This window comes from Gymnodinialimonas sp. JB5-7 (assembly GCF_055693405.1).
The window spans coordinates 748,820-773,271 of sequence record NZ_JBVFUX010000012.1 but is presented as its reverse complement, the minus strand read 5'-3'; the positions used below and the strand labels follow the sequence as shown (position 1 = coordinate 773,271).

Annotated in this window: 29 protein-coding genes and 3 pseudogenes; 21 read left to right on the top strand and 11 right to left on the bottom strand. The window is 61.2% G+C overall.

Translation table 11 applies throughout. The annotated features are described in order from the left end of the window. Positions 1–8: 8 nt before the first annotated feature. A pseudogene (gene yaaA / locus ACZ1HK_RS12055) lies at positions 9–790 on the top strand (peroxide stress protein YaaA). A 176-nt stretch (positions 791–966) separates the two neighbouring features. Here yaaA and ACZ1HK_RS12050 read toward each other — a convergent pair. Next, positions 967–1,263: a DUF1244 domain-containing protein gene (locus ACZ1HK_RS12050; protein WP_472628912.1), complete on the bottom strand. Its 297-nt coding sequence runs from the start codon at positions 1,261–1,263 to the stop codon at positions 967–969. 20 nt (positions 1,264–1,283) lie between these two features. Continuing rightward, a complete protein-coding gene (locus tag ACZ1HK_RS12045) occupies positions 1,284–2,021 on the bottom strand; it encodes an N-formylglutamate amidohydrolase (RefSeq protein WP_472628911.1) in 738 nt (245 codons plus the stop codon). Between the two features lie 185 nt (positions 2,022–2,206). On the opposite strand from ACZ1HK_RS12045, the gene pyk reads away from it, so the two are divergent. Further along, the gene (gene pyk / locus ACZ1HK_RS12040; RefSeq protein ID WP_472628910.1) at positions 2,207–3,655 is read left to right on the top strand and encodes a pyruvate kinase; all 1,449 of its coding nucleotides are present in this window, start codon (positions 2,207–2,209) and stop codon (positions 3,653–3,655) included. 2 nt (positions 3,656–3,657) lie between these two features. After that, positions 3,658–3,888 carry a hypothetical protein gene (locus ACZ1HK_RS12035; RefSeq protein WP_472628909.1) on the top strand — a complete coding sequence of 77 codons (231 nt, stop codon included), beginning with the start codon at positions 3,658–3,660 and terminating at the stop codon, positions 3,886–3,888. Positions 3,889–3,926: 38 nt separating this feature from the next. On the opposite strand, the gene ACZ1HK_RS12030 is transcribed toward ACZ1HK_RS12035, so the two are convergent. Then, a complete protein-coding gene (locus tag ACZ1HK_RS12030) occupies positions 3,927–4,529 on the bottom strand; it encodes an exopolysaccharide biosynthesis protein (protein ID WP_472628908.1) in 603 nt (200 codons plus the stop codon). A gap of 174 nt (positions 4,530–4,703) precedes the next feature. Here ACZ1HK_RS12030 and rpmI point away from each other — a divergent pair, with 174 nt between their 5' ends. Continuing rightward, on the top strand, positions 4,704–4,904 hold the full coding sequence (rpmI, locus tag ACZ1HK_RS12025) for a 50S ribosomal protein L35 (RefSeq protein ID WP_368476705.1): 201 nt from the start codon (positions 4,704–4,706) through the stop codon (positions 4,902–4,904). 12 nt (positions 4,905–4,916) lie between these two features. Then, positions 4,917–5,276 carry a 50S ribosomal protein L20 gene (gene rplT, locus ACZ1HK_RS12020; protein ID WP_339987467.1) on the top strand — a complete coding sequence of 120 codons (360 nt, stop codon included), beginning with the start codon at positions 4,917–4,919 and terminating at the stop codon, positions 5,274–5,276. Between the two features lie 77 nt (positions 5,277–5,353). Here rplT and ACZ1HK_RS12015 read toward each other — a convergent pair whose 3' ends face one another. Both ACZ1HK_RS12015 and ACZ1HK_RS12010 read right to left on the bottom strand, forming a co-directional pair. Next, positions 5,354–5,827, bottom strand: coding sequence for a hypothetical protein (locus tag ACZ1HK_RS12015; protein ID WP_472628907.1), 474 nt, complete (start codon positions 5,825–5,827; stop codon positions 5,354–5,356). Between the two features lie 16 nt (positions 5,828–5,843). Then, positions 5,844–6,701, bottom strand: a complete 858-nt coding sequence (locus ACZ1HK_RS12010; protein ID WP_472628906.1) for an OmpA family protein — start codon at positions 6,699–6,701, stop codon at positions 5,844–5,846. Positions 6,702–7,220: 519 nt separating this feature from the next. Between ACZ1HK_RS12010 and pheS the strand changes: the two genes are divergently transcribed. The 5 genes from pheS (at position 7,221) to ACZ1HK_RS11985 (ending at position 12,723) form a co-directional block, all read left to right on the top strand. After that, complete coding sequence (pheS, locus tag ACZ1HK_RS12005) at positions 7,221–8,294, top strand: phenylalanine--tRNA ligase subunit alpha (protein WP_472630827.1); 1,074 nt, start codon at positions 7,221–7,223, stop codon at positions 8,292–8,294. Further along, complete coding sequence (locus ACZ1HK_RS12000) at positions 8,291–8,722, top strand: hypothetical protein (protein ID WP_472628905.1); 432 nt, start codon at positions 8,291–8,293, stop codon at positions 8,720–8,722. Before pheS ends, ACZ1HK_RS12000 begins: the two co-directional genes overlap by 4 nt. Positions 8,723–8,813: 91 nt before the next feature. Then, positions 8,814–9,599, top strand: coding sequence for a CE1 family esterase (locus tag ACZ1HK_RS11995; protein ID WP_472628904.1), 786 nt, complete (start codon positions 8,814–8,816; stop codon positions 9,597–9,599). 65 nt (positions 9,600–9,664) lie between these two features. After that, on the top strand, positions 9,665–12,070 hold the full coding sequence (gene pheT, locus ACZ1HK_RS11990) for a phenylalanine--tRNA ligase subunit beta (RefSeq protein ID WP_472628903.1): 2,406 nt from the start codon (positions 9,665–9,667) through the stop codon (positions 12,068–12,070). Positions 12,071–12,273: 203 nt separating this feature from the next. Further along, positions 12,274–12,723, top strand: coding sequence for a YtoQ family protein (locus tag ACZ1HK_RS11985; protein ID WP_472628902.1), 450 nt, complete (start codon positions 12,274–12,276; stop codon positions 12,721–12,723). A gap of 40 nt (positions 12,724–12,763) precedes the next feature. Here the strand turns inward: ACZ1HK_RS11985 and ACZ1HK_RS11980 are convergent, their stop codons facing one another. Continuing rightward, positions 12,764–13,465, bottom strand: coding sequence for a glutathione S-transferase family protein (locus ACZ1HK_RS11980; RefSeq protein ID WP_472628901.1), 702 nt, complete (start codon positions 13,463–13,465; stop codon positions 12,764–12,766). A gap of 157 nt (positions 13,466–13,622) precedes the next feature. On the opposite strand from ACZ1HK_RS11980, the gene mscL reads away from it, so the two are divergent. Beyond that, the gene (gene mscL, locus ACZ1HK_RS11975; RefSeq protein ID WP_472628900.1) at positions 13,623–14,057 is read left to right on the top strand and encodes a large conductance mechanosensitive channel protein MscL; all 435 of its coding nucleotides are present in this window, start codon (positions 13,623–13,625) and stop codon (positions 14,055–14,057) included. On the opposite strand, the gene ACZ1HK_RS11970 is transcribed toward mscL, so the two are convergent. After that, positions 14,054–14,428, bottom strand: a complete 375-nt coding sequence (locus ACZ1HK_RS11970; RefSeq protein ID WP_472628899.1) for a MarR family winged helix-turn-helix transcriptional regulator — start codon at positions 14,426–14,428, stop codon at positions 14,054–14,056. The two genes, mscL and ACZ1HK_RS11970, sit on opposite strands and share 4 nt — an antisense overlap. A 146-nt stretch (positions 14,429–14,574) precedes the next feature. On the opposite strand from ACZ1HK_RS11970, the gene ACZ1HK_RS11965 reads away from it, so the two are divergent. Further along, positions 14,575–14,955, top strand: coding sequence for a hypothetical protein (locus tag ACZ1HK_RS11965; RefSeq protein ID WP_472628898.1), 381 nt, complete (start codon positions 14,575–14,577; stop codon positions 14,953–14,955). 38 nt (positions 14,956–14,993) lie between these two features. On the opposite strand, the gene ald is transcribed toward ACZ1HK_RS11965, so the two are convergent. Beyond that, on the bottom strand, positions 14,994–16,112 hold the full coding sequence (ald, locus tag ACZ1HK_RS11960; RefSeq protein WP_472628897.1) for an alanine dehydrogenase: 1,119 nt from the start codon (positions 16,110–16,112) through the stop codon (positions 14,994–14,996). Positions 16,113–16,249: 137 nt separating this feature from the next. On the opposite strand from ald, the gene ACZ1HK_RS11955 reads away from it, so the two are divergent. Continuing rightward, the gene (locus tag ACZ1HK_RS11955) at positions 16,250–16,720 is read left to right on the top strand and encodes an Lrp/AsnC family transcriptional regulator (protein ID WP_472628896.1); all 471 of its coding nucleotides are present in this window, start codon (positions 16,250–16,252) and stop codon (positions 16,718–16,720) included. Here ACZ1HK_RS11955 and ACZ1HK_RS11950 read toward each other — a convergent pair. Both ACZ1HK_RS11950 and ACZ1HK_RS11945 read right to left on the bottom strand, forming a co-directional pair. Then, complete coding sequence (locus ACZ1HK_RS11950; protein ID WP_472628895.1) at positions 16,717–17,046, bottom strand: AzlD domain-containing protein; 330 nt, start codon at positions 17,044–17,046, stop codon at positions 16,717–16,719. The genes ACZ1HK_RS11955 and ACZ1HK_RS11950 overlap by 4 nt on opposite strands. A 43-nt stretch (positions 17,047–17,089) precedes the next feature. Next, positions 17,090–17,775, bottom strand: a pseudogene (locus ACZ1HK_RS11945) (AzlC family ABC transporter permease); the annotation flags it as partial. Positions 17,776–17,877: 102 nt separating this feature from the next. Between ACZ1HK_RS11945 and ACZ1HK_RS11940 the strand changes: the two are divergent. The 4 genes from ACZ1HK_RS11940 to ACZ1HK_RS11925 all read left to right on the top strand — a co-directional run bounded on the left by ACZ1HK_RS11940 (position 17,878) and on the right by ACZ1HK_RS11925 (position 20,717). Then, positions 17,878–18,441, top strand: a complete 564-nt coding sequence (locus ACZ1HK_RS11940) for a hypothetical protein (RefSeq protein WP_472628894.1) — start codon at positions 17,878–17,880, stop codon at positions 18,439–18,441. Continuing rightward, positions 18,438–18,998 carry a molybdenum cofactor guanylyltransferase MobA gene (mobA, locus tag ACZ1HK_RS11935; protein ID WP_472628893.1) on the top strand — a complete coding sequence of 187 codons (561 nt, stop codon included), beginning with the start codon at positions 18,438–18,440 and terminating at the stop codon, positions 18,996–18,998. The genes ACZ1HK_RS11940 and mobA overlap by 4 nt, the downstream gene beginning before the upstream one ends. A 379-nt stretch (positions 18,999–19,377) precedes the next feature. Next, complete coding sequence (locus tag ACZ1HK_RS11930) at positions 19,378–19,845, top strand: hypothetical protein (RefSeq protein ID WP_472628892.1); 468 nt, start codon at positions 19,378–19,380, stop codon at positions 19,843–19,845. Further along, the gene (locus tag ACZ1HK_RS11925; RefSeq protein ID WP_472628891.1) at positions 19,845–20,717 is read left to right on the top strand and encodes a DMT family transporter; all 873 of its coding nucleotides are present in this window, start codon (positions 19,845–19,847) and stop codon (positions 20,715–20,717) included. Before ACZ1HK_RS11930 ends, ACZ1HK_RS11925 begins: the two co-directional genes overlap by 1 nt. Here the strand turns inward: ACZ1HK_RS11925 and ACZ1HK_RS11920 are convergent. Further along, complete coding sequence (locus tag ACZ1HK_RS11920; protein WP_472628890.1) at positions 20,711–21,880, bottom strand: MalY/PatB family protein; 1,170 nt, start codon at positions 21,878–21,880, stop codon at positions 20,711–20,713. The genes ACZ1HK_RS11925 and ACZ1HK_RS11920 overlap by 7 nt on opposite strands. Before the next feature lie 102 nt (positions 21,881–21,982). Here ACZ1HK_RS11920 and def (ACZ1HK_RS11915) point away from each other — a divergent pair, with 102 nt between their 5' ends. The 4 genes and pseudogenes from def (ACZ1HK_RS11915) (at position 21,983) to ACZ1HK_RS11900 (ending at position 24,247) form a co-directional block, all read left to right on the top strand. Then, on the top strand, positions 21,983–22,507 hold the full coding sequence (gene def / locus ACZ1HK_RS11915; RefSeq protein ID WP_472628889.1) for a peptide deformylase: 525 nt from the start codon (positions 21,983–21,985) through the stop codon (positions 22,505–22,507). Between the two features lie 67 nt (positions 22,508–22,574). Then, positions 22,575–23,069 carry a peptide deformylase gene (gene def / locus ACZ1HK_RS11910; protein ID WP_472628888.1) on the top strand — a complete coding sequence of 165 codons (495 nt, stop codon included), beginning with the start codon at positions 22,575–22,577 and terminating at the stop codon, positions 23,067–23,069. Continuing rightward, positions 23,069–23,976 (top strand): annotated as a pseudogene (gene fmt / locus ACZ1HK_RS11905) (methionyl-tRNA formyltransferase). Before def (ACZ1HK_RS11910) ends, fmt begins: the two are co-directional and overlap by 1 nt. A 1-nt stretch (position 23,977) precedes the next feature. After that, on the top strand, positions 23,978–24,247 hold the full coding sequence (locus ACZ1HK_RS11900; RefSeq protein ID WP_472628887.1) for a hypothetical protein: 270 nt from the start codon (positions 23,978–23,980) through the stop codon (positions 24,245–24,247). Positions 24,248–24,452 lie beyond the last annotated feature (205 nt).

Here is a 24,452-nt window from a genome sequence, read left to right as displayed (position 1 = left end):
GACCGCCCCTGCTGACCGTAATCTCGCCCGCCAAACGCCTCGATTGGGCGGAGCGCACGACCCACATGACGGCGCCCGATTTCGCGGATGACGCGGTGAAACTGGCGCGCGTGGCCAAGCGGCTTAGCCAAAGGACCTATCGAAGCTGATGGATATCAGCCCCGACCTCGCCAAGTTAAACGCGGGCCGCTTCAAGGCGTTCGAGGATGCGCCCGAAGGCGAACGTCCGGCGGCGCTGGCGTTTGCCGGAGACACCTATATGGGGCTGGAAGCCGCCAGCCTCGACGACGACACGATGGCCTATGCGCAGGACCATCTGCGCATTCTCTCAGGCCTCTACGGCCTCCTGCGCCCCCTCGATGCGATCCGACCTTATCGGCTTGAAATGGGCAGCCGATTGAAGACCCGCAAAGGCGCGAACCTTTACGCCTATTGGGGGCCGCGCATCGCCGACGCGCTGAATGTACAGGCGGCGTCGGTCGGCACGGATACCCTCGTGAACTGTGCCTCGGTCGAGTATTTCTCCGCCGTCGATGAAAAGGCCCTCGACCTGCAAATCATCACCCCACAATTCTTCGAAGACAAACCAACCGGACCCAAAATCGTCAGCTTCTTCGCCAAGAAGGCGCGCGGCGCCATGGCACGGTTTATCGTTGAGCACCGCCTGACATCACCGGATCAAATCCTCGATTTTGACACCGGCGGTTATGAACACGCCCCCGACCTCAGCACACCGGGCAAGCCAGCCTTCTTCCGCACCGAGGAACGGGCACAAGCTGCAGCCGCCTAAGGCCACCCTGCCTTCCTTGTTTCAAAAATACCTCGGGGAGTCCGAAGGACGGGGGCAGCGCCCCCATTTCGGGTTAAGAAAAGGTAAACGGCATTCTGATAAAATTTTAATAACAGTGAGTTAAGCCTACTTATCACGCGTGATAAGCAGCGAGAACAGCCGCGGGACCTACGATCTCAGTGATTCGGCTTCGATGCCTCGAACTTGGCGGTCTGATCCGCACTCGCCTCGGTCTGATACTTCGCCTTCCACTCCGCATATGGCATCCCGTAGACGATCTCCCGCGCAGTTTCCTTGTCCATTTCCAAACCCCGCGCGGCCGCCTCTTCAGCGTACCAACGGCTCAGGCAATTCCGGCAAAACCCGGCCAGGTTCATCATGTCGATGTTCTGGACGTCCTTGCGCTCATCAAGATGGGCCAAAAGCCTCCGAAACGCGGCGGCTTCCAGCTCCGTTTGGGTCGGGTCAGACATGGTCCCTCCTCTGGTTCAGGTCATAAATCGGTATGCGCCAGCGTGTCTTCAAGCACCCGCGCCAGCCGTTTGCCCCAGGCTTGCTGCTGTTCAGGTGTCTCGATCAGGTCATTGCGGACCTCGATCAACACATGTTTCCGCCCGGCCTGCACCCCATGGCGGTCCATGGCGTCCCCTGGCAAGTGCCCGGAATAGGGTTCGTTGTCGCCCACACACAGATCACCTTCCACGATCAGCCTGTCGATGAGCGGCGTCGCAAGGCGGCGATCCTCGGCATAGAGCACCCCCACATGCCATGGCCGTTTTGGGCGCCCCAGAAATTGGGGCGTGAAGCTATGAATGGACACGATCAACGGATCGTCCCGGGCGGCCAACACCTCGGCCACGGTGCGATGGTAGGGCCTGTGGAACAACTCCAGCCGTCGCTCAATCTCGTCCGCGGCCGCACCGCGATTGGCCGGGATGATGGACCCGTCGTAGACCTGCATCAAAAGGGTCGGATCGTCCTCTCCTCGGTTGGGATCGATCACCAGCCGCGAAAAGGTCGAGGCGATCACGGGTGCACACAGCGCCTCTCCAATGGCCTGCGCCACACCCAAGGCACCAACGTCATACGCGATATGGCGTGCCATATCGGATGCGGAAAGCCCCAGATTCCCATCACACACCTCGGGCGGCACGGCGTTGCTGGCGTGATCACACGTCACGACCCAGCGCCCGGCCCGGTCCCCTCCGGTCAAAGTAAAGGCCTTGGCCATGTCGTTTGTGATGCCTCTGTCGCAAAGGAGTGCTTCACGACTGCGTAATTCGACGCTACGCCAAAGACCAGCCGCTCAGCGGTTGTTCTGGGAGATGATTTGCGTCAATAGAGGCGCGACTGTTGAATGATAGCGCCAACATGCCTGTTTTCAGGCAGATGCACGGGACCCGGGGGAAGACTTCCATGAAACGCGACCGCAATGTCAAAATCGTCGCCACACTTGGGCCGGCGTCCAACGATTACGAGATGATCCGCGCCTTGCACGAGGCCGGCGCAGATGTTTTCCGTCTGAATATGTCCCATGGCGACCATGAAGAGATTGCAGCGCGCCATGCCATCATTCGCCAGATCGAAGTCGATCTTGGCCGTCCGATTGCCATCCTGGCGGACCTGCAGGGGCCGAAATTGCGATGCGGCGTCTTCGCGAACGACGAAGGCCACGATCTGGAAGATGGTGGGTTGTTCCGGTTCGATCTGGATGATGCCCCGGGTGACGAGACGCGCGTTCAGCTTCCTCACAAGGAAATCTTCGATGCGCTGAAACCCGGCGCGACGCTTCTGGTGAATGACGGAAAGATCCGCGTGAAGGTCCTGGAGTGCGGCAAGGACTATGCCAATTGCGAAGTGCTGGCCGGTGGCCGCATTTCGAACCGCAAGGGTGTCAACGTGCCTGATGTTGTCCTGCCGCTTGCTGCTCTGTCCGAGAAAGACCGCAAGGATCTGGAATTCGTTTGTGAGTTGGGGGTCGACTGGCTGGCGCTTTCGTTCGTCCAGCGGCCCGACGACGTTGAAGAGGCACGCGGCCTCGCGAAGGGCCGCGCGGCGATCCTGTCGAAAATCGAAAAGCCTGCTGCGGTCGAAAACTTTGATGCAATCCTCAAGGCATCGGACGGGATCATGGTCGCGCGGGGCGATCTTGGCGTTGAATGCCCTGTGCAGGCTGTCCCCCCGATCCAGAAACGCCTTGTGCGCAAGTGCCGCAATGCTGCCAAGCCCGTGATCGTTGCGACCCAAATGCTTGAAAGCATGATCGAGTCGCCGATGCCGACCCGGGCCGAGGTTTCAGACGTTGCGGCCGCGATCTACGAAGGTGCCGACGCTGTGATGTTGAGCGCGGAATCCGCCGCTGGCGACTATCCGATCGAAGCGGTGACCACGATGAACAACGTGGCCAAGGAAGTCGAAAACGACCCAACCTATCGCAACATCATCGAGGCTTCGCGCGGCGGAGACAAGGAGACCGTCGCCGACGCAATCGTGTCGGCCGCGCGTGAGATTGCAGAGACGACCAACATCAAGTTGATCTGCTGTTTTTCGGAAAGCGGTTCCACCGCCGCGTTGACGGCGCGCGAACGACCCAATGTGCCAATCCTTGCATTGACGAGCCGTCAAGCCACGGCACGGCGCATGTGTCTGACCTGGGGTTGCCATTGCGTGAAGGTCGGAACTGTTGGGCGCTTCAAGGAAGCGGTCATCAATGCGGTTCGCGCCGCAACCGAGGAAAAGCTCGCAGATCAGTCGGACCTGATCGTCGTAACCGCCGGTGTGCCCTTCGGTCAGTCAGGGTCGACGAACATCCTTCGGATCGCACCCTGTGATGAACGGCTGATCTACGCGTCCGAGCTGGAATAAGCTTGGCTGTTACGCCAGACATCCTTCTGGTGATCGCCACCATTGTGGCGGTCTTCTCCTTCTCGTCGATCATCGGGGCCTGGACGGTCAAACGGTGGCCGTGGCTGGCCATGATCTCGTTCACGATCGCGGTGGGTTTGTTTGCCTATCTGCATTTTGAGCTGACAGATGGCCTCACCCCGTTGGACATTCCAAATGCGTTCATATCGGTGGCCGCGCGCCTCGTGAATTGAAGCGAGACACGCCGCCTGTATACGGCTGTCCGTGCGCGTTAGATGACCCGCAGGATCAGCCAGGCCACGCCCGCATAGGGTAGTAATCCCAACAGGATCACCACTCCGTCCCTGGCCAGCATTCCAAGGGCCAGAATGGCCACTCCAATGCCTGCGACCGAGGAGGAGACCGGCACAAACTCCAGAAACGGCATCAGCAGCCCCGAAAGCAGGCAGATAAGTTGCGGAATGAAAATGAGGGGCCGGCGCGACAGAAGCCGAAGGCGTTTGGCTGTGCGTGCGTCAAGCCAGACAGCCGCCGGGCGAATGCGGGAGAAGGCAGCGCGCAGCTTCTGGCCACTGATCTGGCGCGACAGGATGAAATCTGGGAGCCAGAGGTGTCGGCGTCGAGCCAGCATTTGCGCGGACACAATCGCGATGAATATCCCCATCAGGGACGAGAAGAGGGGAATGCCGCTTAGCGGGGTGGCCACTGCGATGGCCGGCAATAACAATACTGGCGTAAAGCTTGCCCGCCCGAAGGATTGCAGGATCGCGCGAATGTCCGTGGTTTCGGCAACAGCCGCCTGAAGCACCCGGTCAATGATCTCGGGCAGGGATGCGGGCGGGGCCTCGGCATCGGATGATGTGGTCTCTTCCATTGCGCTCCGCACCTATGTGGCCACACCGCATTCATCAAGAACCTTTGCCCTTTGCAGACTCCTCTTGTCAGACGGCGGGATTGGCTTTATGCGGCAGCTTCCGAACGGTGCATCCGGCCTAAAACGGCATGCCGCGACGCGCCCGAACCACTCGTAAGACTTGAGGAGTTGGAAATGCCGAAGATGAAGACAAAGTCGAGCGCCAAGAAGCGCTTCAAAGTGACGGGCACCGGTAAGGTGCTGGCCGGTCAGGCCGGTAAGCGGCACGGGATGATCAAGCGGACGAACAAGTTTCTCCGCAATGCTCGGGGAACAAGCGAATTGTCCGCCCCCGACACGAAGATCGCCAAATCCTATATGCCCTACGACCGCTAAGGAGATCCGGATATGTCCCGTACCAAAGGTGGAACCGTCACTCATCGCCGTCACAAGAAGGTTCTTGACGCGGCCAAAGGTTATTATGGCGCCCGTAGCCGGAACTTCCGTACCGCTACGCAGGCTGTCGACAAGGCGAACCAGTACGCCACGCGCGACCGCAAGGCCCGCAAGCGTCAGTTCCGTGCCCTGTGGATCCAGCGCATCAACGCAGCTGTCCGCGCCCATGACGAAGCGCTGACGTACAGCCGCTTTATCAACGGTCTTGCGAAAGCCGGGATCGAGGTGGACCGTAAAGTTCTGGCCGATCTTGCCGTGCATGAGCCCGAAGCATTCGGTGCCATTGTGGACCAGGCAAAAGCTGCGCTCTAAGCGACGCGCCTTTTGAAACGAAAACCCCCGCCGAGCGTCATGCCCGGCGGGGGTTTTCTTTGCGGATGCGCCGCGGATCAGGCGATTGCGCGGCTCAGTGTACGGGGGTGTGGCTCGATAGAGGTCGTCTCGGCCTCTTCCGTCCCGCTTGAACGCTCAAAATCATCGTAGCCGCCAACATGCTGGATATAGGCCTCGGCCTGTTGCTCCAGTGGCATTTCGGGCGCAGGCGCGACCTCGACCGGAGCAGGGGCTGCTGCCATGCTGACCGGGGCTGCGGGCTGCGCTTCGAACAAGGCCGTCTCATAGCGTTGCAGGCTGTCGCGCGCGCGGCCAAGATCGGCTTTCAAGACGTCTGCTTCCGCAACGAGACGGTCGATATCCTTTTGCGCCTGCTTGGTGTCGCGGTTCGCCCGGGCCAAACGCGCCTGATAGGCCAGAACCCGGTTTGCAATGGTTGCAGTGAAATGGGCGCGGGCCAAAAGGTAGCCGCCGACACCTGCCGATGCGATTAGCACAAGGACAAGGGTGAGGTTTAGAAGAAGTGACATGACCTATAGTCCTTTGTTACTGGCGCGCGGGAACGACCGCGAATTCCACACGGCGGCTCAGGGCTTCGGCTTGCTCGGCGGGCGCATCGCTCAGAAGCTGACGCGACCCGTAGCCGACGGGTTCATAAATCGTTGTGTCGTGACCAGCCGCCTCGATGGCCTCGATGATGGCCTCGGCGCGTTCCCACGACAGCAACAGGTTTTGCGTTTCATCCCCGGTTGCATCGGCATGGCCACGCACCAAGATCCGCAGGCCCGAGCAGCTTGCCACGCCCTCAGCGAATGAGAAGGCCGCATCCAGATCCTCAGGAGCTGCATCGGTGGAGCTGGCCGAGAAGCGGACAGACAGGCGGTCCGCTGCGGCTGCGAGATTTTCGCGGCAAACCTGCGCCTGAGCCTCGGTCAGGGCCGGGCGGTTGGCGCGCCGTTCTTCCCGACCTGTGGCCGCGTCGATGGAGAGGGAGGTGAAGATTTGCTCTTCCGGCTCTTCCGGCGCTGCGTCCGCGCCTGCTTCGGCCAGGTCCAGGACAGCCTCCAGCGCGACAGGGCGCGCGATGGGGACCACGCTTGTGGTGTCTGCATCGGCACCGGTCATATCAATCACCGTCGGCGGCATCGGTGCCTCGGGCACGGCTGCGACAGGAACGACTGCGGGCTGCACAGGGGCCACGGGCGTGCGCGCCACTGTGGTTTGCCCGGTGGCCAGGAAACCACCGGCGATCCCGGAAAGGGTGAACAACCCTGCCGCCGCAAGGACGGAAGGCGTCGCCACCAGCTTGCGATAATGATCTGCGCGGCGTGCTGCATGTGCAAGGCGCTGCCCGGCCTCTTCCCGCGCTTGGTCGGCTTTGCGACGCTTGTTGAAGATCGCCATAACTCTACTCCGTATTGTGACCGCACGCCAAAAGGGGACGCATGCGGATCTGACCCGTTACGGACACACGTTGCTGATCTGATGATGTGGCGATCCCGTCGCATATACCGGCGACGGCTGCTGGCGCATATACCGCGCCAAACGGGTCGGATTTCGACCGTACTGAGACCAACTTACTCACGTGTTCCTGCCCAATGTTTGCCGGTGTTTTTTTGTCCGGCTTGGTTGCCAAATTGAGGCCAAGCCTAATTTCAGTCAACGATTTGACGCATTTACGGCGATCGCAGCAGTCACGCTGTTGCAGGAATGCCGCCGTTAACCTTTTTGCCAGGCCGTCCGGGATTACGTTTTGGTCAAGTTTTACAAGCGGAAGCCGGTTCTTTCGTACGTCCTTGCGTCATGCGATCTGAAATGTGTCCAAATGTGGCGAGAATGGGGCAGGTCCACTGCGCTGGCTTGCAATCCGGGGCCGCTCTGGTAGGGGACAAGCCGGAAATCTTCTGGATGGAGCGTGCAAAAATGGACGGCTTGGACGAGCTGCGCAAAAGCTGGCTGGACCGTATCGGCGGGGCCACGGATGAAGGCGCTTTGGAAGAATTCCGCGTGGCCGCGCTCGGCAAGAAGGGCGAGATCAGCCTGAAAATGCGCGAACTTGGGAAGATGTCACCTGAGGAGCGTCAGGTGGCTGGCCCCGCGCTGAACGCCCTGAAGGATGAGGTCAACGCAGCCATTGTCGCCAAGAAGGCGGGCCTTGCGGACGCGGCGCTCGACGAACGGCTGAAAGCCGAGTGGCTGGATATTACCTTGCCCGCACGCCATCGCCGACAGGGCACGATCCATCCGGTTTCTCAGGTGATGGAAGAGGTCACGGCGATCTTCGCTGATATGGGTTTCTCAGTGGCCGAAGGTCCGCAGATCGAAACCGATTTCTATAACTTCGACGCGCTCAACATCCCCGGCCACCACCCCGCGCGGGCTGAGATGGACACGTTCTACACGCACCGCAAAGTGGGCGATAACCGCCCGCCCCATGTCTTGCGCACCCACACGAGCCCCGTGCAGATCAGGCACATGGAGCAATACGGCGCGCCTTGCCGCATCATCGCGCCGGGCCGCGTGTACCGTGCCGACTATGACCAGACCCACACCCCGATGTTCCATCAGGTCGAAGGGTTGGTTCTAGGCGAAGACATCTCCATGGCGAACCTGAAATGGGTGTTGGAAGAGTTCTACTCCGCCTTCTTCGGCGTTGCCGTCAAAACCCGTTTCCGCGCCTCCCACTTCCCGTTCGTGGAACCGGGCGCCGAAGTCGACATTCAGTGTTCCTTTGAAGGCGGCACGGTCAAGATCGGCGAGGGCGACGATTGGCTGGAGATCCTTGGGTCGGGAATGGTCCACCCCAAAGTGCTGGAGGCGGGCAAAATTGACCCGTCCAAATACCAGGGCTTCGCGTTCGGCATGGGCATCGACCGCATCGCCATGCTGAAATACGGCATCCCTGACCTGCGCGACTTCTTCGCCAGCGACCTGCGCTGGCTGCGCCACTACGGCTTCGCATCGCTGGAGGTCCCGACGGTGCATGCAGGGGTGTGAGGTACGATCTGGAGGTTGAACGGCAGCTCCTGCTTTCGATCAAAGAGGCGGGCACGCAGCGCTGGACCAATGCGGAACTATACCCGGTTCCCAGCAAGATTGACGCCACTATTCGGCTTTACGAGGACGTTACGAAGCATTCGAACGACACCCTGTTTCACCTTGAGCAGATGTCGGAACGCGGCTTTGTCCGGATCTGGAAAACCGATGCAAGAATGACGGCCCGGCTTCTCCGTGGCGGTCGCGACAGGCTGTCGTGGCACCGCGACAATACCCCTGCCCGACGGAACATGCTGCGCATCCAGAATTGGTCGTCGACGAAGTTCAGGACCGTCGTTGTTCCCCTAATCGTTCTGGTCGTCGTCCCAATCGTTTCGATCATATTGTCGGTTGAGTTGATGGAGTTTCTGGGTTTTGACGGGCGCTGATGACCATGGCCAAAGTTCGAAGCCCTCTTATTCTCGGTCGTTGACCCATCCGTGAATTGACACCGCCGAGCAGAGCGCAAGTGTGTGCGGCATGAAAACGCTCCTAGCTCTTGCTGCATTTCTCCTCGCCACGACCCAATCCTATGCCTGCACTGGCCAAACCCCGTGCCCGGTCGGCGACCGTTCCTATCACGTCCTCGAACCCGACGGCTGGGACGGTGAGACGCCTCTTCCCGTCCTTCTCCATTTCCACGGCTGGCAACGCCAAGGCACGCTGATCGTCCAGCATGATCGTATCGCCGGCGCCACGGAACGCCGGGGCGTCCTCCTCGTGGCGCCTAACGGCAACAACGGCACATGGACGTTCCGCACGGCCAATTCGCCCGACATCCCCTTCGCCCGCGCTGTCCTCGACGACATTGCCGCGCGCTATCCTATCGACGCCGACAACATCTTCGTCTCAGGCTACAGCTATGGCGCGCGAATGGCGTGGCGGTTTGTGTGTGAAGACGGCACCGAGATTGCGGCCCTCCTCGCCATCTCTGGCGCGCTGCCGCAATCCACAAATTGCCCCACCCACCCCCGAGACGCCCGACAAGTCTATGGCTTTGACGATACGGTCCTACGTTTCCCCCATGGGCCGAATGGTGAAACAGATCATCCCGTGGCCCTTTGGCGCGAGGTTATGGGCTGCGGCGAAGGTGAGGTCATCGGCGAATGGCAGCAACGCTCGTTCCTGACCCTGACCCGCACCGAATGGAATTGCGCAGAGGGGCGCGTGGCACTGGATACGCATCCCGGCGGGCATTTCATCCCCCATGGCTGGATCGCGCGGCAGTTGGACGAGTTGCTGGGGCTGCCCAACAGCTACCCCTGATGGCTTGTGTCTGAGGGCATTCTTTGCCATGTCCGGGGCCGATGAATTTGACCCTGGGGCCCATTATGAAGTTCACGCTGTCCTGGCTGAAAGATCACCTCGAAACCGAGGTGAGCCTTGATGAAATCCTTGAAGCCCTCACCGACCTTGGCCTTGAGGTGGAGGAGGTCGAAGACCGCGCGGCGCGGCTGAAGGATTTTACCATTGCCAAGGTCAAATCCGCTGAAAAGCACCCCGATGCCGACAAGCTGCGCGTGTGCCAGGTCGAAACCGATGACGGTGTGCAGCAGATCATCTGCGGCGCGCCCAATGCGCGCGAAGGGATCACTGTCGTCCTTGCCAAGCCCGGCACATATGTGCCCGGCATCGACACGACCATCGGTGTAGGCAAGATCCGTGGGATCGAGAGCTTCGGCATGATGGCGTCCGAGCGGGAGTTGGAGCTTTCCGACGTACATGACGGCATCATCGAATTGCCCTCGGGTAAGGTCGGCGACCGCTTCGTCGATTGGCTGGCCGCCAATGATCCGGCGAAAGTCGACCCGGTCATCGAAATTGCCATCACACCCAACCGGCAGGATGCCCTGGGCGTGCGCGGCATTGCCCGCGATTTGGCGGCGCGCGGCCTTGGGACGTTGAAACCCCACGAGCCGTCAGAGGTGCCCGGTACCTATCCATGCCTGATCAATGTCACCATCGACGCTGACACCCTCGACGACGCGCCCCATTTCACGGGTCGTCTGATCCGGGGTGTCAAGAATGGCCCTAGCCCGCAATGGCTCCAGGACCGTCTCCGCGCCATTGGGTTGCGCCCGATCTCGGCGCTGGTGGACATCACGAACTTCTTCACGTTCGACCAGAATCGCCCCCTCCACGTGTTCGACGCCGACAAGGTCGCGGGCGACCTGCGCGTCCACCGCGCGGCGGGCGGTGAAACGATCACGGCGCTGGACGACAAGGACTACACCTTTGTCGCCGGGCAGGTTGTGATCTCGGACGACAATGGCCCCGAAAGCATCGCCGGTGTCATGGGTGGGGCCGAGACGGGCTGCACCGGGGAGACCGTAAACGTCTTCCTTGAGAGTGCCTGGTGGGAGCCTGTGCGCATCGCCTATACGGGCCGCGAATTGAAGATCAATTCCGATGCGCGCTACCGGTTTGAGCGTGGTGTTGATCCCGAATACACCCGCCCCGGGCTGGAGGCCGCAACGCAGATGGTTTTGGACCTGTGTGGCGGCGAGGCATCCGAAGTTGTTGAGGCAGGCGCAGCCCCGCAGACCGCGCGCAGCTACACGCTTGACCCCAAGCGGGTCGAAAGCCTCGTGGGAATGGAGATTTCCCGCGACGAACAGGTACGCATCCTGACCGCGCTCGGCTTCAGCGCATCCGGCTCCGGTGATGCATTGGAAGTCTGGGTGCCGTCGTGGCGACGGGACGTACAGGGCGAAGCAGATCTGGTGGAAGAGGTCGCGCGCGTGACCTCGTTGACCGGCCTCAAGCCGCAGCCACTGCCACGTGCGCCTGGCGTCCCTGCGCCGGTTTTGACGCCTATGCAGCTTCGCGAACGCGCGGCACGGCGGACGGCGGCGGCACTCGGCTACAATGAATGCGTGAACTACAGCTTCATCGACAAAGCCTCAGCCGAATTGTTTGGCGGCGGCAGTGATGCCGTGATGTTGGAGAATCCGATCAGCTCGGAAATGTCGCATATGCGGCCCGCCGTTCTGCCCGGCCTCTTGCAGGCGGCGGCGCGCAACCAGTCGCGCGGCATGATGGACATGGCCTTGTTCGAGGTTGGCGCGGCCTTCCACGGCGGCGAGCCGGGCGAACAGCATTTGGTAGTGAGCGGCCTCTTGATCGGCCAGACCGGACCGCGCGATCCGCATGGGGCACGGCGCGCGGTGGATGTCTTCGACGTCAAAGCGGATGCAGAGGCCATTCTGGCCGCCATCGGTGCACCCGCAAAATCCCAGATTTTGCGCGGCGCGCGCGAGTGGTGGCACCCCGGCCGACACGGGATGATCTGCCTTGGGCCCAAGAAAGTGCTTGGCATCTTTGGCGAGGTGCACCCGAAGATCCTTGACGCGATGGACGTCAAAGGCCCGGCGATGGCCTTCACCCTCTTCCCCGAAGAGGTGCCCATGCCCCGGAAAACCTCGGCCAGCCGAGGGGCTGTAACGATGTCCGACCTCCAGGCGGTGGAGCGGGACTTCGCGTTCGTAGTGGGGGCAGAGGTGGCAGCGCTCGATCTGGTGAACGCGGCAGCAGGTGCCGACAAGGCCCTGATCGAGGATGTGCGTGTGTTCGATGAGTTCATCGGCGGCTCACTTGGCGACGGGCAGAAATCGCTTGCGATCACGGTGCGCCTGCAACCGACGGACAAGACCCTCACGGAAGAAGAGATCGACGCTGTTGGCGCGAAGATCGTCGAGAAGGTCACCAAGGCCACCGGCGGCACATTGCGAGGTTAAAGCGCAACTCGAAAAGTGGGAACCGGTTCTCGGGAAGAGTTGCGCGTAAATGAGCCGGGATTGCGCCCGCTGTCGCGGTCGCCGGGGCAATTTTCCTACGGAAAATTGAGGCGTGCGCGGTGGGCACCCCGTTGAATGGGGCTAGGTTTGGGGTGTGGGCGTATGCCTGGACCAGGTATTTTGGAAACGAGGAAGAACGCGTGATGGCCTTGAAAGTCTATCTATCGGGAGAGATCCACACAGATTGGCGCGAACAGATTGTGGAGGGGTCAACCGATCTGGATGTGTCCTTTTCCAGCCCGGTCACGGATCACGGCGCTAGCGATGATTGCGGTGTCGCCATCCTTGGGGAAGAGCCAAGCAAGTATTGGCATGACCACAAGGGCGCCATGGTCAATGCGATCCGGACGCGGCATGGCATCGAAAACGCCGATGTGGTCGTGGTGCGCTTTGGCGAGCAATACAAGCAGTGGAACGCGGCCTTTGACGCAGGCTATGCCAGCGCACTCGGCAAGCCCTTGATCGTCCTTTCGCGGCCCGAACATCAGCACCCGCTGAAAGAAGTTCACGCAGCCGCCCTCGCGGTTGCCGAAGAACCCGCACAGGTGGTTCAGGTCCTGCGCTACGTCCTGACCGGAGCACTTCCTGGCTGACGAAGCGGCCCGGCGCACCCGTGACGCCGGGCTACCTCGCTTACCCTTCGCGCGGCGGCGTTGCGCGGCCCTTTTGAACGGCGGGCCGGGCGAGGAAACGCTCCAGATAGGCGGGTACGTTTTTCAGATCGTCCCAACCAACAATCTCTTTCGCACCGTAGAAATCGAGTGCGGCCAACCATGGCGCAATTGCCATGTCGGCAATCGAATAGTCGCCCGCAATCCACTCCTTACCGGCCAATTCACCCTCAAGCACGTTGAGCAGGCGTTTGGCTTCCGCCACGTACCGCTCCCGCGGGCGGGGATCTTCGATCTCGGATCCTGCAAACTTCACGAAGAAGCCAAGCTGGCCTAACATCGGGCCAAGGCCGCCCATCTGGAACATCACCCATTTGATGATCTGGTACTTCTCGGCGTCGGTCCGTCCGATGAACTTCCCGGTCTTCTCGCCGAGGTAAATCAGGATGGCACCGGATTCCCACAAGGCGATCGGTGCGCCGTCGGGTCCGTTCGGGTCAATCAGGGCCGGGATCTTGTTGTTGGGGTTGAGCGACAGGAATTCGTCACTTTTGACGTCACTGTCCGATAGCGTCACGCGGTGCGCTTCATAGGGCAGGCCCATCTCTTCCAGCGCGATGGAGGCCTTCACACCATTGGGTGTGGGGAAGGAATAAAGCTGGATGACAGTGGGGTCCTCCGCCGTCCAGCGGGTGTTGATCGGGAAATTTTCAAGCGTGCTCATGGTTTACCTCACAGGCGAAATGCGACCTATGGCAGATAGTTCCCCTTGAAACGATGCGCCAGACCGGTCTTTCTACACGCGCTATAGGGGGGCCTGTGCGCATGCGCACCAACGAATGCCGCCCGATCAACGGAACAGGACTGGGTGGAGCGACTACATGCTTTCAGAATTCAAGGACTTCATTGCCAAAGGCAATGTGATGGATATGGCTGTCGGTATCATTATCGGCGCGGCCTTTACTGCAATCGTCACCTCGCTGGTGGGCGATTTGATCAACCCGATCATCGGCCTGGTATCGGGCGGGATCGACTTTACGAACAATTATGCCGTGCTTGGCGGCGAAGTGCCGGAAGGTGCGTCGCTTGAAGCCGCCCGAGAAGCCGGGGCCAGTGTGTTCGCCTATGGTGCCTTCATCATGGCGGTTATCAACTTCCTGATCATCGCCTTCGTTGTGTTCATGCTGGTACGCTACGTGAACAAGGTGAAGGCGGCGGCTGAAGGCCCGAAAGAGGAAGCCCCCGAGGAGCCCGCAGGCCCCACGCAGGAAGAGCTTCTGGCAGAAATCCGCGACGCCCTGAAGGCGCGCGGCTAAGTCTTCCGGCTTGTTGCAACGCGGGTGGCCACATCAAGGGCCTCCCGCAAATCGTGCAGGCGGTCGGGGCCAAGTTCGGCTTCGATGGCTGCATGAAGTTCTGATTTGATCAGATCAAGGGTCGCGACCAGGTCGCGGCCCTTTTGCGTATGGGTCACCCGGCGGGCGCGCGCATCATCCGGGTCCGGCGCAATTTCCAGATACCCGCGGGTGACAAGGCTTTTGACCGCCCCCTGCATCGCTTGCTTGCTGACGCCTCGCGCGCGTGCAATCGCGGCCATTGTCGTGCCGTCGGGCCCGACATGGACCAGCACATCACTGTCCGCCTGGGTGATATCTGGGAAACCGGCCAAAGCTGCACGATTGAACATGGCGTGTTCAAACGCTCGAAAGGCAGTCCACAGGGCAACGCCGATATGGGGAGGGGGTTCTTGAGGCATATAGTCAATGTGGTTGACTATATGGGATAGTCAACCTACTTGTCTTTCTGTGATACTCTTATTCCTTGGAGGATACCATGAAAGGACGAATTGCAATGGTCAGCTTGATTTCGACCCTCGCCGCAGGGGGCGCATCTGCCGTTACGGTCTTGAGCGCGGAAGGGCTCGACGTGCTGCTGACCGGTCATACGGTTTACCTTGCAACGCCCAGCGGTGAGGCGCCGGTCTGGTACGGCGCGGACGGGCGCAGTGCCGCTGCGCTGCCAAATGGCGTGACGTTGGTGGGCACCTGGACGATCGACGGGGACGGCTACTGCGTCGATTGGGAGAATGGGCCGCAAAACAGCTGCACCCGCGTGACCAAATCTGATGGTGCAATTGCCTTCAGCGATGCGGCCAGCGGTGAAGCCCGCGGGACAGTGCTGCGGATTGTACCCGGCAACGCCGAAGATCTGTGAAAAAAGGCGCGGCCTCCCAAAGGGCCGCGCGCGTTTCGTCAGCCCTTTACAACCAATGCCGGAGAGATCACGTCCATCCCCAAAGCCACGCCGACGGCGTAGTTGGTCAACTGCCCCGCATGGGTGTTCAGACCCTCCAGCAGGTGTGGATCGTCGACACAGGCCTGCTTCCACCCCTTGTCCGCCAAAGCCAGCATGAACGGCATCGTGGCATTGCCGAGCGCCAGCGTGGATGTGCGCGCAACGGCACCTGGCATGTTTGCCACGCAGTAATGCACCACGCCGTCGACCTCGTAGATCGGGTCCTGGTGAGTGGTGGCCTTCGATGTCTCAAAGCAGCCACCCTGGTCGATAGCAACATCGACAATCACGGAGCCCGGCTTCATCGTCGAAAGCTGTGCCTTGGTCACAAGCTTGGGCGCAGCGGCACCGGGGATCAGGACTGCGCCAATCACCAGATCAGCGGTTTGGATCAGCGTTGCGGTTGCGTCTGCGCTCGCGTATCGCGTTTTGAAGGCGCCGCGATAGGCATCGTCTAGGTAGCGCAGCCGGGGCAGGGATCGATCAAGGATCGTCACATCCGCGCCCATGCCAGCGGCGACGCGCGCGGCCTGTGTGCCGACAACACCGCCGCCAATCACCACGACCTCCGCCGGGCCGACACCTGGAACACCGCCCATCAAAACACCACGCCCGCCATTGGCCTTTTGCAAGGCCCAAGACCCGACCTGCGGGGCAAGCCGTCCGGCCACTTCGGACATCGGCGCAAGCAGGGGCAATCCCCCTGCGGCGTCGGTGACGGTCTCATAGGCAATCGCTGTTACGCCGCTGTCGAGAAGATCGCGCGTCTGATCGGGGTCAGGGGCGAGGTGAAGATAGGTGAACAGGATCTGCCCCTCACGCAGTTGTTTGCGTTCGACAGCCTGCGGCTCCTTCACCTTCACGATCATCTCAGCCTCGGCGAAAATCGCCTCCGCGGTGTCGGCGATGTCAGCGCCGATGGCGCGGTAATCCTCGTCATAAAACCCGGCTCCTTCGCCCGCGCTTGTCTGTACCGTCACCCTATGGCCGTGCGAAACGGCTTCTCGCGCAGCGGCGGGGGTAAGCCCCACGCGAAATTCCTGTGGTTTGATCTCTTTCGGGCAGCCGATGTGCATGGTCCACTCCTCCTCTGGACGGGTCACTGCGGTGCATGGAAAATGCGCCCGAAATGGCGGAAATACTTTGATAATTCGCCCGCCGTTAGCGTAATCAATGCAAGAAACATGCACACAAATGGTCAAAGGTAGAACAAATGAGTGTTGAACAGGAGCTGGACAGCACAGATTCAGCGATTCTCAGAGTGCTTCAGCGACAAGGCCGCATGACCCATGCAGAATTGTCTGAACGGGTGAACTTGTCTCCGTCCGCTTGCCACAGGCGCGTTCAGCGGTTGGAAGCGTCCGGCGTGATCCGCGATTACGTTGCCCTCCTGAACCCGCGTTCCGTCGGGCGCGTCACCACCGTGTTTGTTGAGATCAAGTTGCAGGGGCAGTCGGACGAGATCCTTGATGCGTTCGAGAAGGCGGTCGCGCGCGTCCCTGATGTCCTTGAATGCCACCTTATGGCCGGTACGGCGGACTATCTTCTTAAGGTCGTTGCCCGCGATTCTGAGGATTTCGCCCGCATCCACCGTCAGCATCTGTCCCGATTGCCCGGCGTGGCGCAGATGCAATCCAGTTTCGCCCTGAAGACTGTGTTCAAGACAACGGCGCTGCCGGTCTAGGCAAGGGCATTCAACCCGACAAAAGCCAGCACACCGCAGATCGCCGCCAGAACAGCGCTCTTGCGCCAATACCCCACGCCAAGCGCGACCAGCGCGGATGCGATATGGGGCAAACTCAAGCTTCCATCGGTGCCCGCGGGCCACAATACGCCCGGCGTGACCAGAGCCGGCAGAATCGCCACGGGCGTGTATCGCAGGTGGCGCAGCAGCCAATCGGGCAACTCCCGGTTGCCGATCAGGCCAAGAAACGAAAACCGGATCGTGTAGGTCGCTACCCCTAGCGCCACGATGATCAACCAGATTTCCGCACCTGTCCAACCCGTCATTTGCCACCCCCGCCGGTGGCACGAACCGCGCACCCATCCGCCGCTCCACCTCAGCGCCCACGATCATCGCCCCGATGCCTGCTGGCATCAGGCCCAGGTTATAGGGCAAGCCCGCAAACATGATGGCCAACACGACCGACGCGAAAGCCGCCGCCACATGCGCAGCCGTGCGCAGCGCCGGAGCGACCATCGCGAGGAAAGCCACCGGCACCGCAAAGGCAATATCCCAGTCGCTGGGGATCACCTCCCCTAATAGCGCACCGATATAAGTCGCGATGATCCAGACCGGGATGATCGGAACGCAAGTGCCAAAGAAGTACCCCAGCTTTTGGGCCAGACTCATCTCGGGCGCGTCCTCATACTTCAGGACAGAAACCGCGTAGGTTTGGTCCACGTTCATATACGCCACCAACGCCCGCTTCCAAAGCGGCGCCGCGCCCAGATGCGGCGCGAGGAGGCCGAATACATCGCCATGCGCAGGTTCACTGCGATGGCAGACAGCAGCACGATCACGGCGGGTGCCTGATCCAGCATCAACTGCATCGCCGCAAGCTGCGATGCACCGGCAATTACCACAACCGAGAAGCCCATCACCTGCACCAGGTTTAAGCCGGCCTCTGTCGCCACCACGCCGAACAGGGCCCCGAATGGACCGGCGACCAACAGGAATGGCCCGGCATCGCGGGCTCCTTGCAAAAACGCGCTTCGAGATGAGTTGGCACTGGCCATGGGGTCGATTACTCCTGACGCTATGCCTCGCCATAAGTCCGGTGATGGAGGGATGCAAATGAAGCCTTTTGATCAGGGCAATCACGGAAAGGATCGCGGGTCATGACGACGTCTTACCGGATCGAGGGGACCGGCGGCCCGGATGTTCTAGCGCAGGCCAGTGCAGCCGCCGAAGCCATCTTGATGGAGCGTGCAGGCGTCACCGAAAGCGTCGCCTTTCTGGGATGGGCCACCTATTTGCTGGCGACCGCCTGCTGCGCCGGGCTGATGGTGCTTTGGCTTTACCCGATGCTAGAGGCTGCGGGCCTCGCCCCTCAATTCGCGGCGTTTATTCCGGTCTTGGTGGGGGGTGGCGCGTTCGTCGTGCTGTTCATGCTGTTCGACCGGGCCAACACCCGCCGTTTCTGGCGCAAATATTGCGACGACCCGATACATGCACAGATCCACACGATCATTGCGGCAGAAAATCTCCGCACCGTCTCGGGTCGGTCAGAGGCGATCTGGGATTGGGCAGATATCGACCGGGTCGAGGTTGCTCCAACCTCAATCCTTGTGTTTTCCGGGTTTGCCTGGTTGTCGATCCCGCTTAGCGGCTTCTCCTCAACAGAGGCGGCAAACGACGCTCTGTCCCAAATGCGCAGCTGGCAGGCGGCAGCACAGGAATGACCATTCCCGGTGTCATTCTGGCCGGTGGTCAGGGCCGCCGCATTGGCGGCCAAAAGGCGCAGCGGATGTTGGCTGGAAGACCCCTGTGGCATCATGTACGCGACCGGGTTGAACCGCAGGTCACAAAGCTGGCGATTAATGCGCAGGACGCCTTCGGACCCGTTCCGCTCGTCAAAGACTCGGTGCCGGGTCTCGGGCCCTTGGTCGGAATCCTGGCGGCCATGACGTGGGCCGAGTTCATCGGGGCCGAGCGTGTGCTGACGGTCGCTGTCGACACACCTTTTCTTCCTTTCGACCTTGTTGAGCAATTGACCAGCGGCACAGGGATTGCCATCGCCGAAACGCAAGATGGCCTGCATGGCACCACCGCCCTTTGGCCGGTGCATCTTTCACAGAACCTCGCGCACGCGCTCGACCATGGCACCCGCAAGGTGACAGACTGGATTGCGGGCCATGAATGTTCCCGCATCCGGTTCCCCGACGCCGTGCCGCCGCCCTTCTTCAACGTGAACACAGCCGAAGACCTTGCCCAAGCCGAGCGTTGGTTGGAATGCTAGCTTTCGACACGATCATCGCGGTCGACTGGTCGGCACGCTCCAAACCCTCGCCCGCCAAGCCCACAAAGGATGCGATCTTCGTGGGCATCAGCCGCAAAGGGCGCGAGACGGTCACGTATCACCGAACCCGCCACGCCGCGATGCGCGCACTGCAGGGCCTGTTGGATGGGGAGCTTCGGGCAAAGCGTCGCGTCCTTGTCGGGTTCGATTTCCCATTTGGGTATCCGCGCGGTTTCGGGAAGGCCGTGACAGGCTCGGACGATCCGCTCGTGCTGTGGTCGCACCTGTCCGATGTGATCCGGGACGGCCAGGACAACAGCAACAACCGGTTCGACATCGCGGAGCAGCTTAACGACCTCTTCCCCGGGATCGGCCCGTTTTGGGGCTGCCCCGCCCCCCGCACGACGCAGGCCTTGCCCGCAAGGGTACCCTCCGGCACGGCCACGGCCTGCCCGAACGCCGTTTGGTCGAACAAAAGCTCCCGCGTGCGCAGCCCTGCTGGAAGCTGTTCACAACAGGCTCAGTTGGGTCGCAGGTCTTGTTGGGTCTGCCGCACTTGCATGGGTTGCGCCGTCGCTATGGATCAGACCTCAGCGTCAGTCCGTTCGAGGCACCCGACACGCCGATTGTTCTGGCCGAGATCTATCCGGGCCTCATCGACACTGCGATCAAGTCCCGCGCGAAAGAGGGTGAAATCCTCGACGCTGTGCAAGTCCGACTGGTCGCGTGCGCCTTTTCGCGGTTGGAGACGTCCCATCTGAGCCATCTCTTGAATGAAGGCGACCCCGTGGAAGGCTGGATCCTAGGCCTCGGCGCCGAAGACGCGTTGGTCGCGGGCCTTGATTGATGCGACATAGCCCCTTTTTCGGCCTTGGTCTTGCAACCTTTGGCGCGCTTGTCCTGACCCCCGACGCCATGCTGATGCGCCTTTCGGGGATGGACGGTGTGCAGATGCTCGGGTGGCGGTCCAGCCTGATGGGGTTGGTGCTGCTGGCGGCCTGGGCCGCGACCAGTCGCCAAAGGCGCGTGGATCTGGCAGCGCTTTTTGGGTTTGGGGGGATTGCCATCGCCCTGTGTCAGGCGGTGAACGGCGCGCTCTTCACGTTCGGTATTGTCGGCTATCCGGTCACGCCCGTGCTTTTGGGCGTTGCCACCGTGCCGGTTCTGTCTGCCCTGTTGTCGTGGTTGATGATGGGAGAGGCCACAAGCCGCGCCACATGGATCACCATCGGGGCGGTCATTGTGGGGCTATCGCTGGCGATATTCGGAAAGTCTGGCGGGATTGGCTTTGATGCGGCCTCTTTGGTTGGCGCGGCGTTCGGGCTTGGCGTCGCGCTTTGTCTGGCACTGTCATTTGTACTGATCCGGCATCATCAAGCTGTCCCGATCCCGCTGGCCGTTGGCGTCGGGGCCTTGCTTGCTGGCCTGACGGGCCTTGGGCTGACGGGCCCCGGCCAATCCTTGGACGGCATCGCTTTGTGGCCCATCATCCTGACGGGCGCGCTTGTCCTGCCGGTCAGCTTCTATTGCCTGTCCCTCGCATCGCGCCACACCGCCACCGCGAATGTCAGCTTGCTTTTGCTTTTGGAAACCGTGTTGGGGCCGCTTTGGGTCTGGCTGGCCATCGGCGAGGCGCCCACAGCGTTGATGTTGGTGGGCGGGGCCATCGTTGTCGGCAGCCTCGCCCTTTATCTCGGCCTCCAGCGTCGCCGCTATTGAAGGTCGCCGAACGCCGTCTTCATCCGCGCTACGGCGTCTTCGATGACCGCACGCGGGGCCGCGATGTTGAAGCGCAGGAAACTGTCCCCACCCTTGCCGAAGGTCGGCCCGTAATTCGCAGCGATCTTGGCAGAGTTGGTGACGCGGTCGGTAAATTCCTCCCGCGCCATCCCGGTGCCGTCGAAGTCCACCCATGCGAGGTAGGTCGATTCCAGCGGCATGGACCGCAATCCGGGGATGGCATTGATCCCCTCGTCGAAGATCCGCGCATTCTCCGCCAGATATCCGCGCAACTCGTCCAACCACTCCGCCCCGGCCGGTGAATAGGCTGCGGTGACCATGAACAACCCGAAGGAGTTCGGCGACATCCCCAACGCCATCATGCGCGCCCCAAACTTGGCCCGCAGGGCGTCATCCGCGATAATCACGTTCCCGATGTGGGACCCCGCGATGTTGAAGGTCTTCGTGGCGGCCGTCATCATGACCAGCCGGTCCGCGATCCCGTCAATCTTCGTCATCGGAATATGCGTCTGACCGGGCATCAGCAGGTCATGGTGGATCTCGTCGGAGACGATGATCAGGTCGTGGCGCCTGGCAAATTCTGCCACGCCCTCAAGCTCCGCCCGCGTCCAGACGCGCCCGCCGGGATTATGGGGCGAGCACAGGACAAGCATCTTCTCATTGCCCGTCATCTGGGCATCGAACGCCTCGAAATCGAGAACGTATTTCCCGCCCTCCTGCCCCATCTCCAACTCACGCAAGTCGCGGTTCGCCGCGCGGATCACCTTGGCGAAAGCATGGTAGACCGGCGTGAACAGCACAACGCCGTCGCCCTCGTTTGTGAACGCATCGACACACATAGCCGTGCCATTCACCAGCCCGTGGGTGGAGAATATGTGGCTAGGGTCAACCTCCCAGCCATGGCGTTCCGCCATCCACCAGCAGATCGCCGCGCGGTATTTGCTGTCATCACCGAAGTAGCCATAGACGCCATGGTCCATCATCGCCTGAACCGCCTCTTGAACGCAGCCCGGTGGCCTGAAATCCATGTCGGCCACCCACATCGAAACACCATCGTTGGGCGAGACGCCGTAAAGGCTCTCCATCATGTCCCATTTCACGCAATGGGTGCCGCGGCGGTCGATGATTTCGTCAAAGGACATGGGACCTCTCCTTGGTGCGTCGCTCCGGACCCTAGCGCGCGCAAATTTGGCCGCAACCCCGCGCCCTTTATTCGGGCGCAGGATTGTCTTACATGGGCCTCCATGAAACGCCCTATCGTCCTCCACCCCGATCCACGCCTGAAAAAAGTGGCCGCGCCCGTTGCCGATCTCAGCGATGAGTTGCGGAGTTTGGCCGATGATATGCTGGCGACCATGTATGACGCCCCGGGCATAGGATTGGCCGCGCCGCAGATCGGTGTATCGCAGCGCTTGATCGTGCTGGATTGCGTGAAGGAAGAAGGCGCCGCGCCCCGCCCGATGGCCATGTTCAACCCGCAGGTTGTGGCCGCGTCGGATGAGACCAACGTTTACGAGGAAGGCTGCCTCTCGATCCCCGATATCTACGCCGATGTGACCCGGCCCGAGGCTGTGACCGTCCGCTGGCTTGATGTGAACGGCGCAGAGCAGGAGGAAACCTTCGACGGCCTCTGGGCCACCTGCGTCCAGCACGAGATTGACCACCTCGATGGCAAACTCTTCATCGACTATCTCAGCCCGCTCAAGCGGCAACTGATCACCCGCAAGATGGTCAAGTTCAAACGCAACAAGGCCACCGAAAAGGCCTAAGCGAAGCGCAGCCGCAAGGACAGCCGCTAGGCTGGAGGAAGGGGCTGCACCCGTCGGAGATGCCTCCATGCCCACCCGCCCGTTCATCCCTTGGCCAAACAAGGCTTTGCGGACGCCCGCCGATCCCGTGGGCGCAATCACGGATGAACACCGCCAGATCTGGGACGACATGATCGAGACGATGGATGCCATGCCCGGTGTCGGCCTGGCCGCGCCGCAGATCGGCGTCATGTTGCGCCTGGCGGTCGTGGATGCCAGCGATGAACGGGGCCAGGCGATCCGCATGGCCGACCCCGAAATCATCGCGGTGTCGAACGATCAAAGCACCTATCCCGAAGGTTCCCCCAATCTTCCGGGTGTGTCCGCCAAGATCACGCGGCCCGCCCGTGTCACCGTGGCGTTCACCGATCACATGGGGATGCGCGTGCGCCAGGAATTCGTTGACCTCTGGGCGACCTCCGTTCAGCACCAGATCGACCACCTGAACGGACGGATGTATTTTGACAATCTCAGCAAGGTGAAGCGCGAGATGTTGCTCAAGAAAGCAAGGAAAGCCCGCTGATGCGTGTGGTGTTCATGGGCACACCGGATTTCTCCGTCCCGATCCTCGATGCGATTGTGGATCAGGGGCACGACGTTGCAGCCGTCTATTCCCAGCCGCCGCGCCCCGCTGGCCGTGGCAAAGGGAACGCCCCGGCCCGGTGCACCAGCGCGCTGACGCGCTTGGCCTTCTCGTCCGCCATCCGGTGAGCCTCAAAGGGCCTGAGGAACAGGCGGCCTTTGCAGCGTTGCAAGCCGATGTCGCAGTGGTAGTCGCCTATGGCCTTTTGCTGCCGCAAACGATCCTTGATGCACCCAGGCTCGGCTGCGTGAATGTCCATGCCTCTGACCTTCCGCGCTGGCGCGGGGCTGCGCCCATCCAACGGGCGATCATGGCCGGGGATGAAACGACCGCCGTGTGCCTGATGCAGATGGAAGCGGGCCTCGATACCGGCCCGGTCCTTTTGCGGGAAGAGGTGGCCATTGCCTCGGATGAGACGGCTGGTACCTTGCACGACAAACTCTCCGTCGCAGGGGCCGCGATTGTCCGTGCCGCGCTGCCCAAGCTGGAGGCGTTGCAGCCAAAGCCGCAACCGACGGAGGGCGTCACCTACGCCCAAAAGATAGACAAATCCGAAGCAAAGGTGGATTGGACCGCGCCTGCCGCCCATATAGATGCTCAGATCCGTGGTCTTTCCCCGTTTCCTGGGGCATGGACTATGGTCAATGGAAAGCGCTTGAAACTGCTGGTGTCCCGGGTGGCAACAGGGTCGGGCACTGCCGGGACAGTGCTGCGCGGTTTGACTATCGCGTGCGGCCGAGGCGCGGTTGAGATCATGCAGGTCCAGCCGGAAGGCAAAGGGCCGATGGCAGCAGAGGATTGGTTGCGCGGCGCGCGGATCGCGCCTGGCGACCTGATGGGAGAGTAGGATGGGCTTTTTCGCTTTTTTCGGGTCGATGATGATCGCCGGTGTCGTAGCTTTCCTGTCCGAGAAATGGGGCTGGACGCACAATGGCATTCTGCCCTCGATGTTGATCGCCCTCGGCGCGGTCTTCGTGTTGTTCATGATCCGAACGACATTCGGCCTCTCAATTGGCTCGCCCGGGTTCGATGCGGCCATCGGATCGGCGGCGGCGCTGATCCTCATTCCTACAGAATATGCTGCCAATCGACGCAAACGGGACCGACGCGACCGCTGAGTTCGCGCGCACAGAAATCCCCACTTTTGCCTCGATCTGTGTGGAAATCTGTAACTACAGAAAAACTACAGATTCACTACGGGATCACTACACGGCTGATTGGCGACTTTTGCGTGCGCCTGACGGCATTCTGCATCGCAGCACTTGCACGCCGCAGCGCAATAATCTACCCCTCTGGCGAATGTGAACGAAACATCCTTTCGCT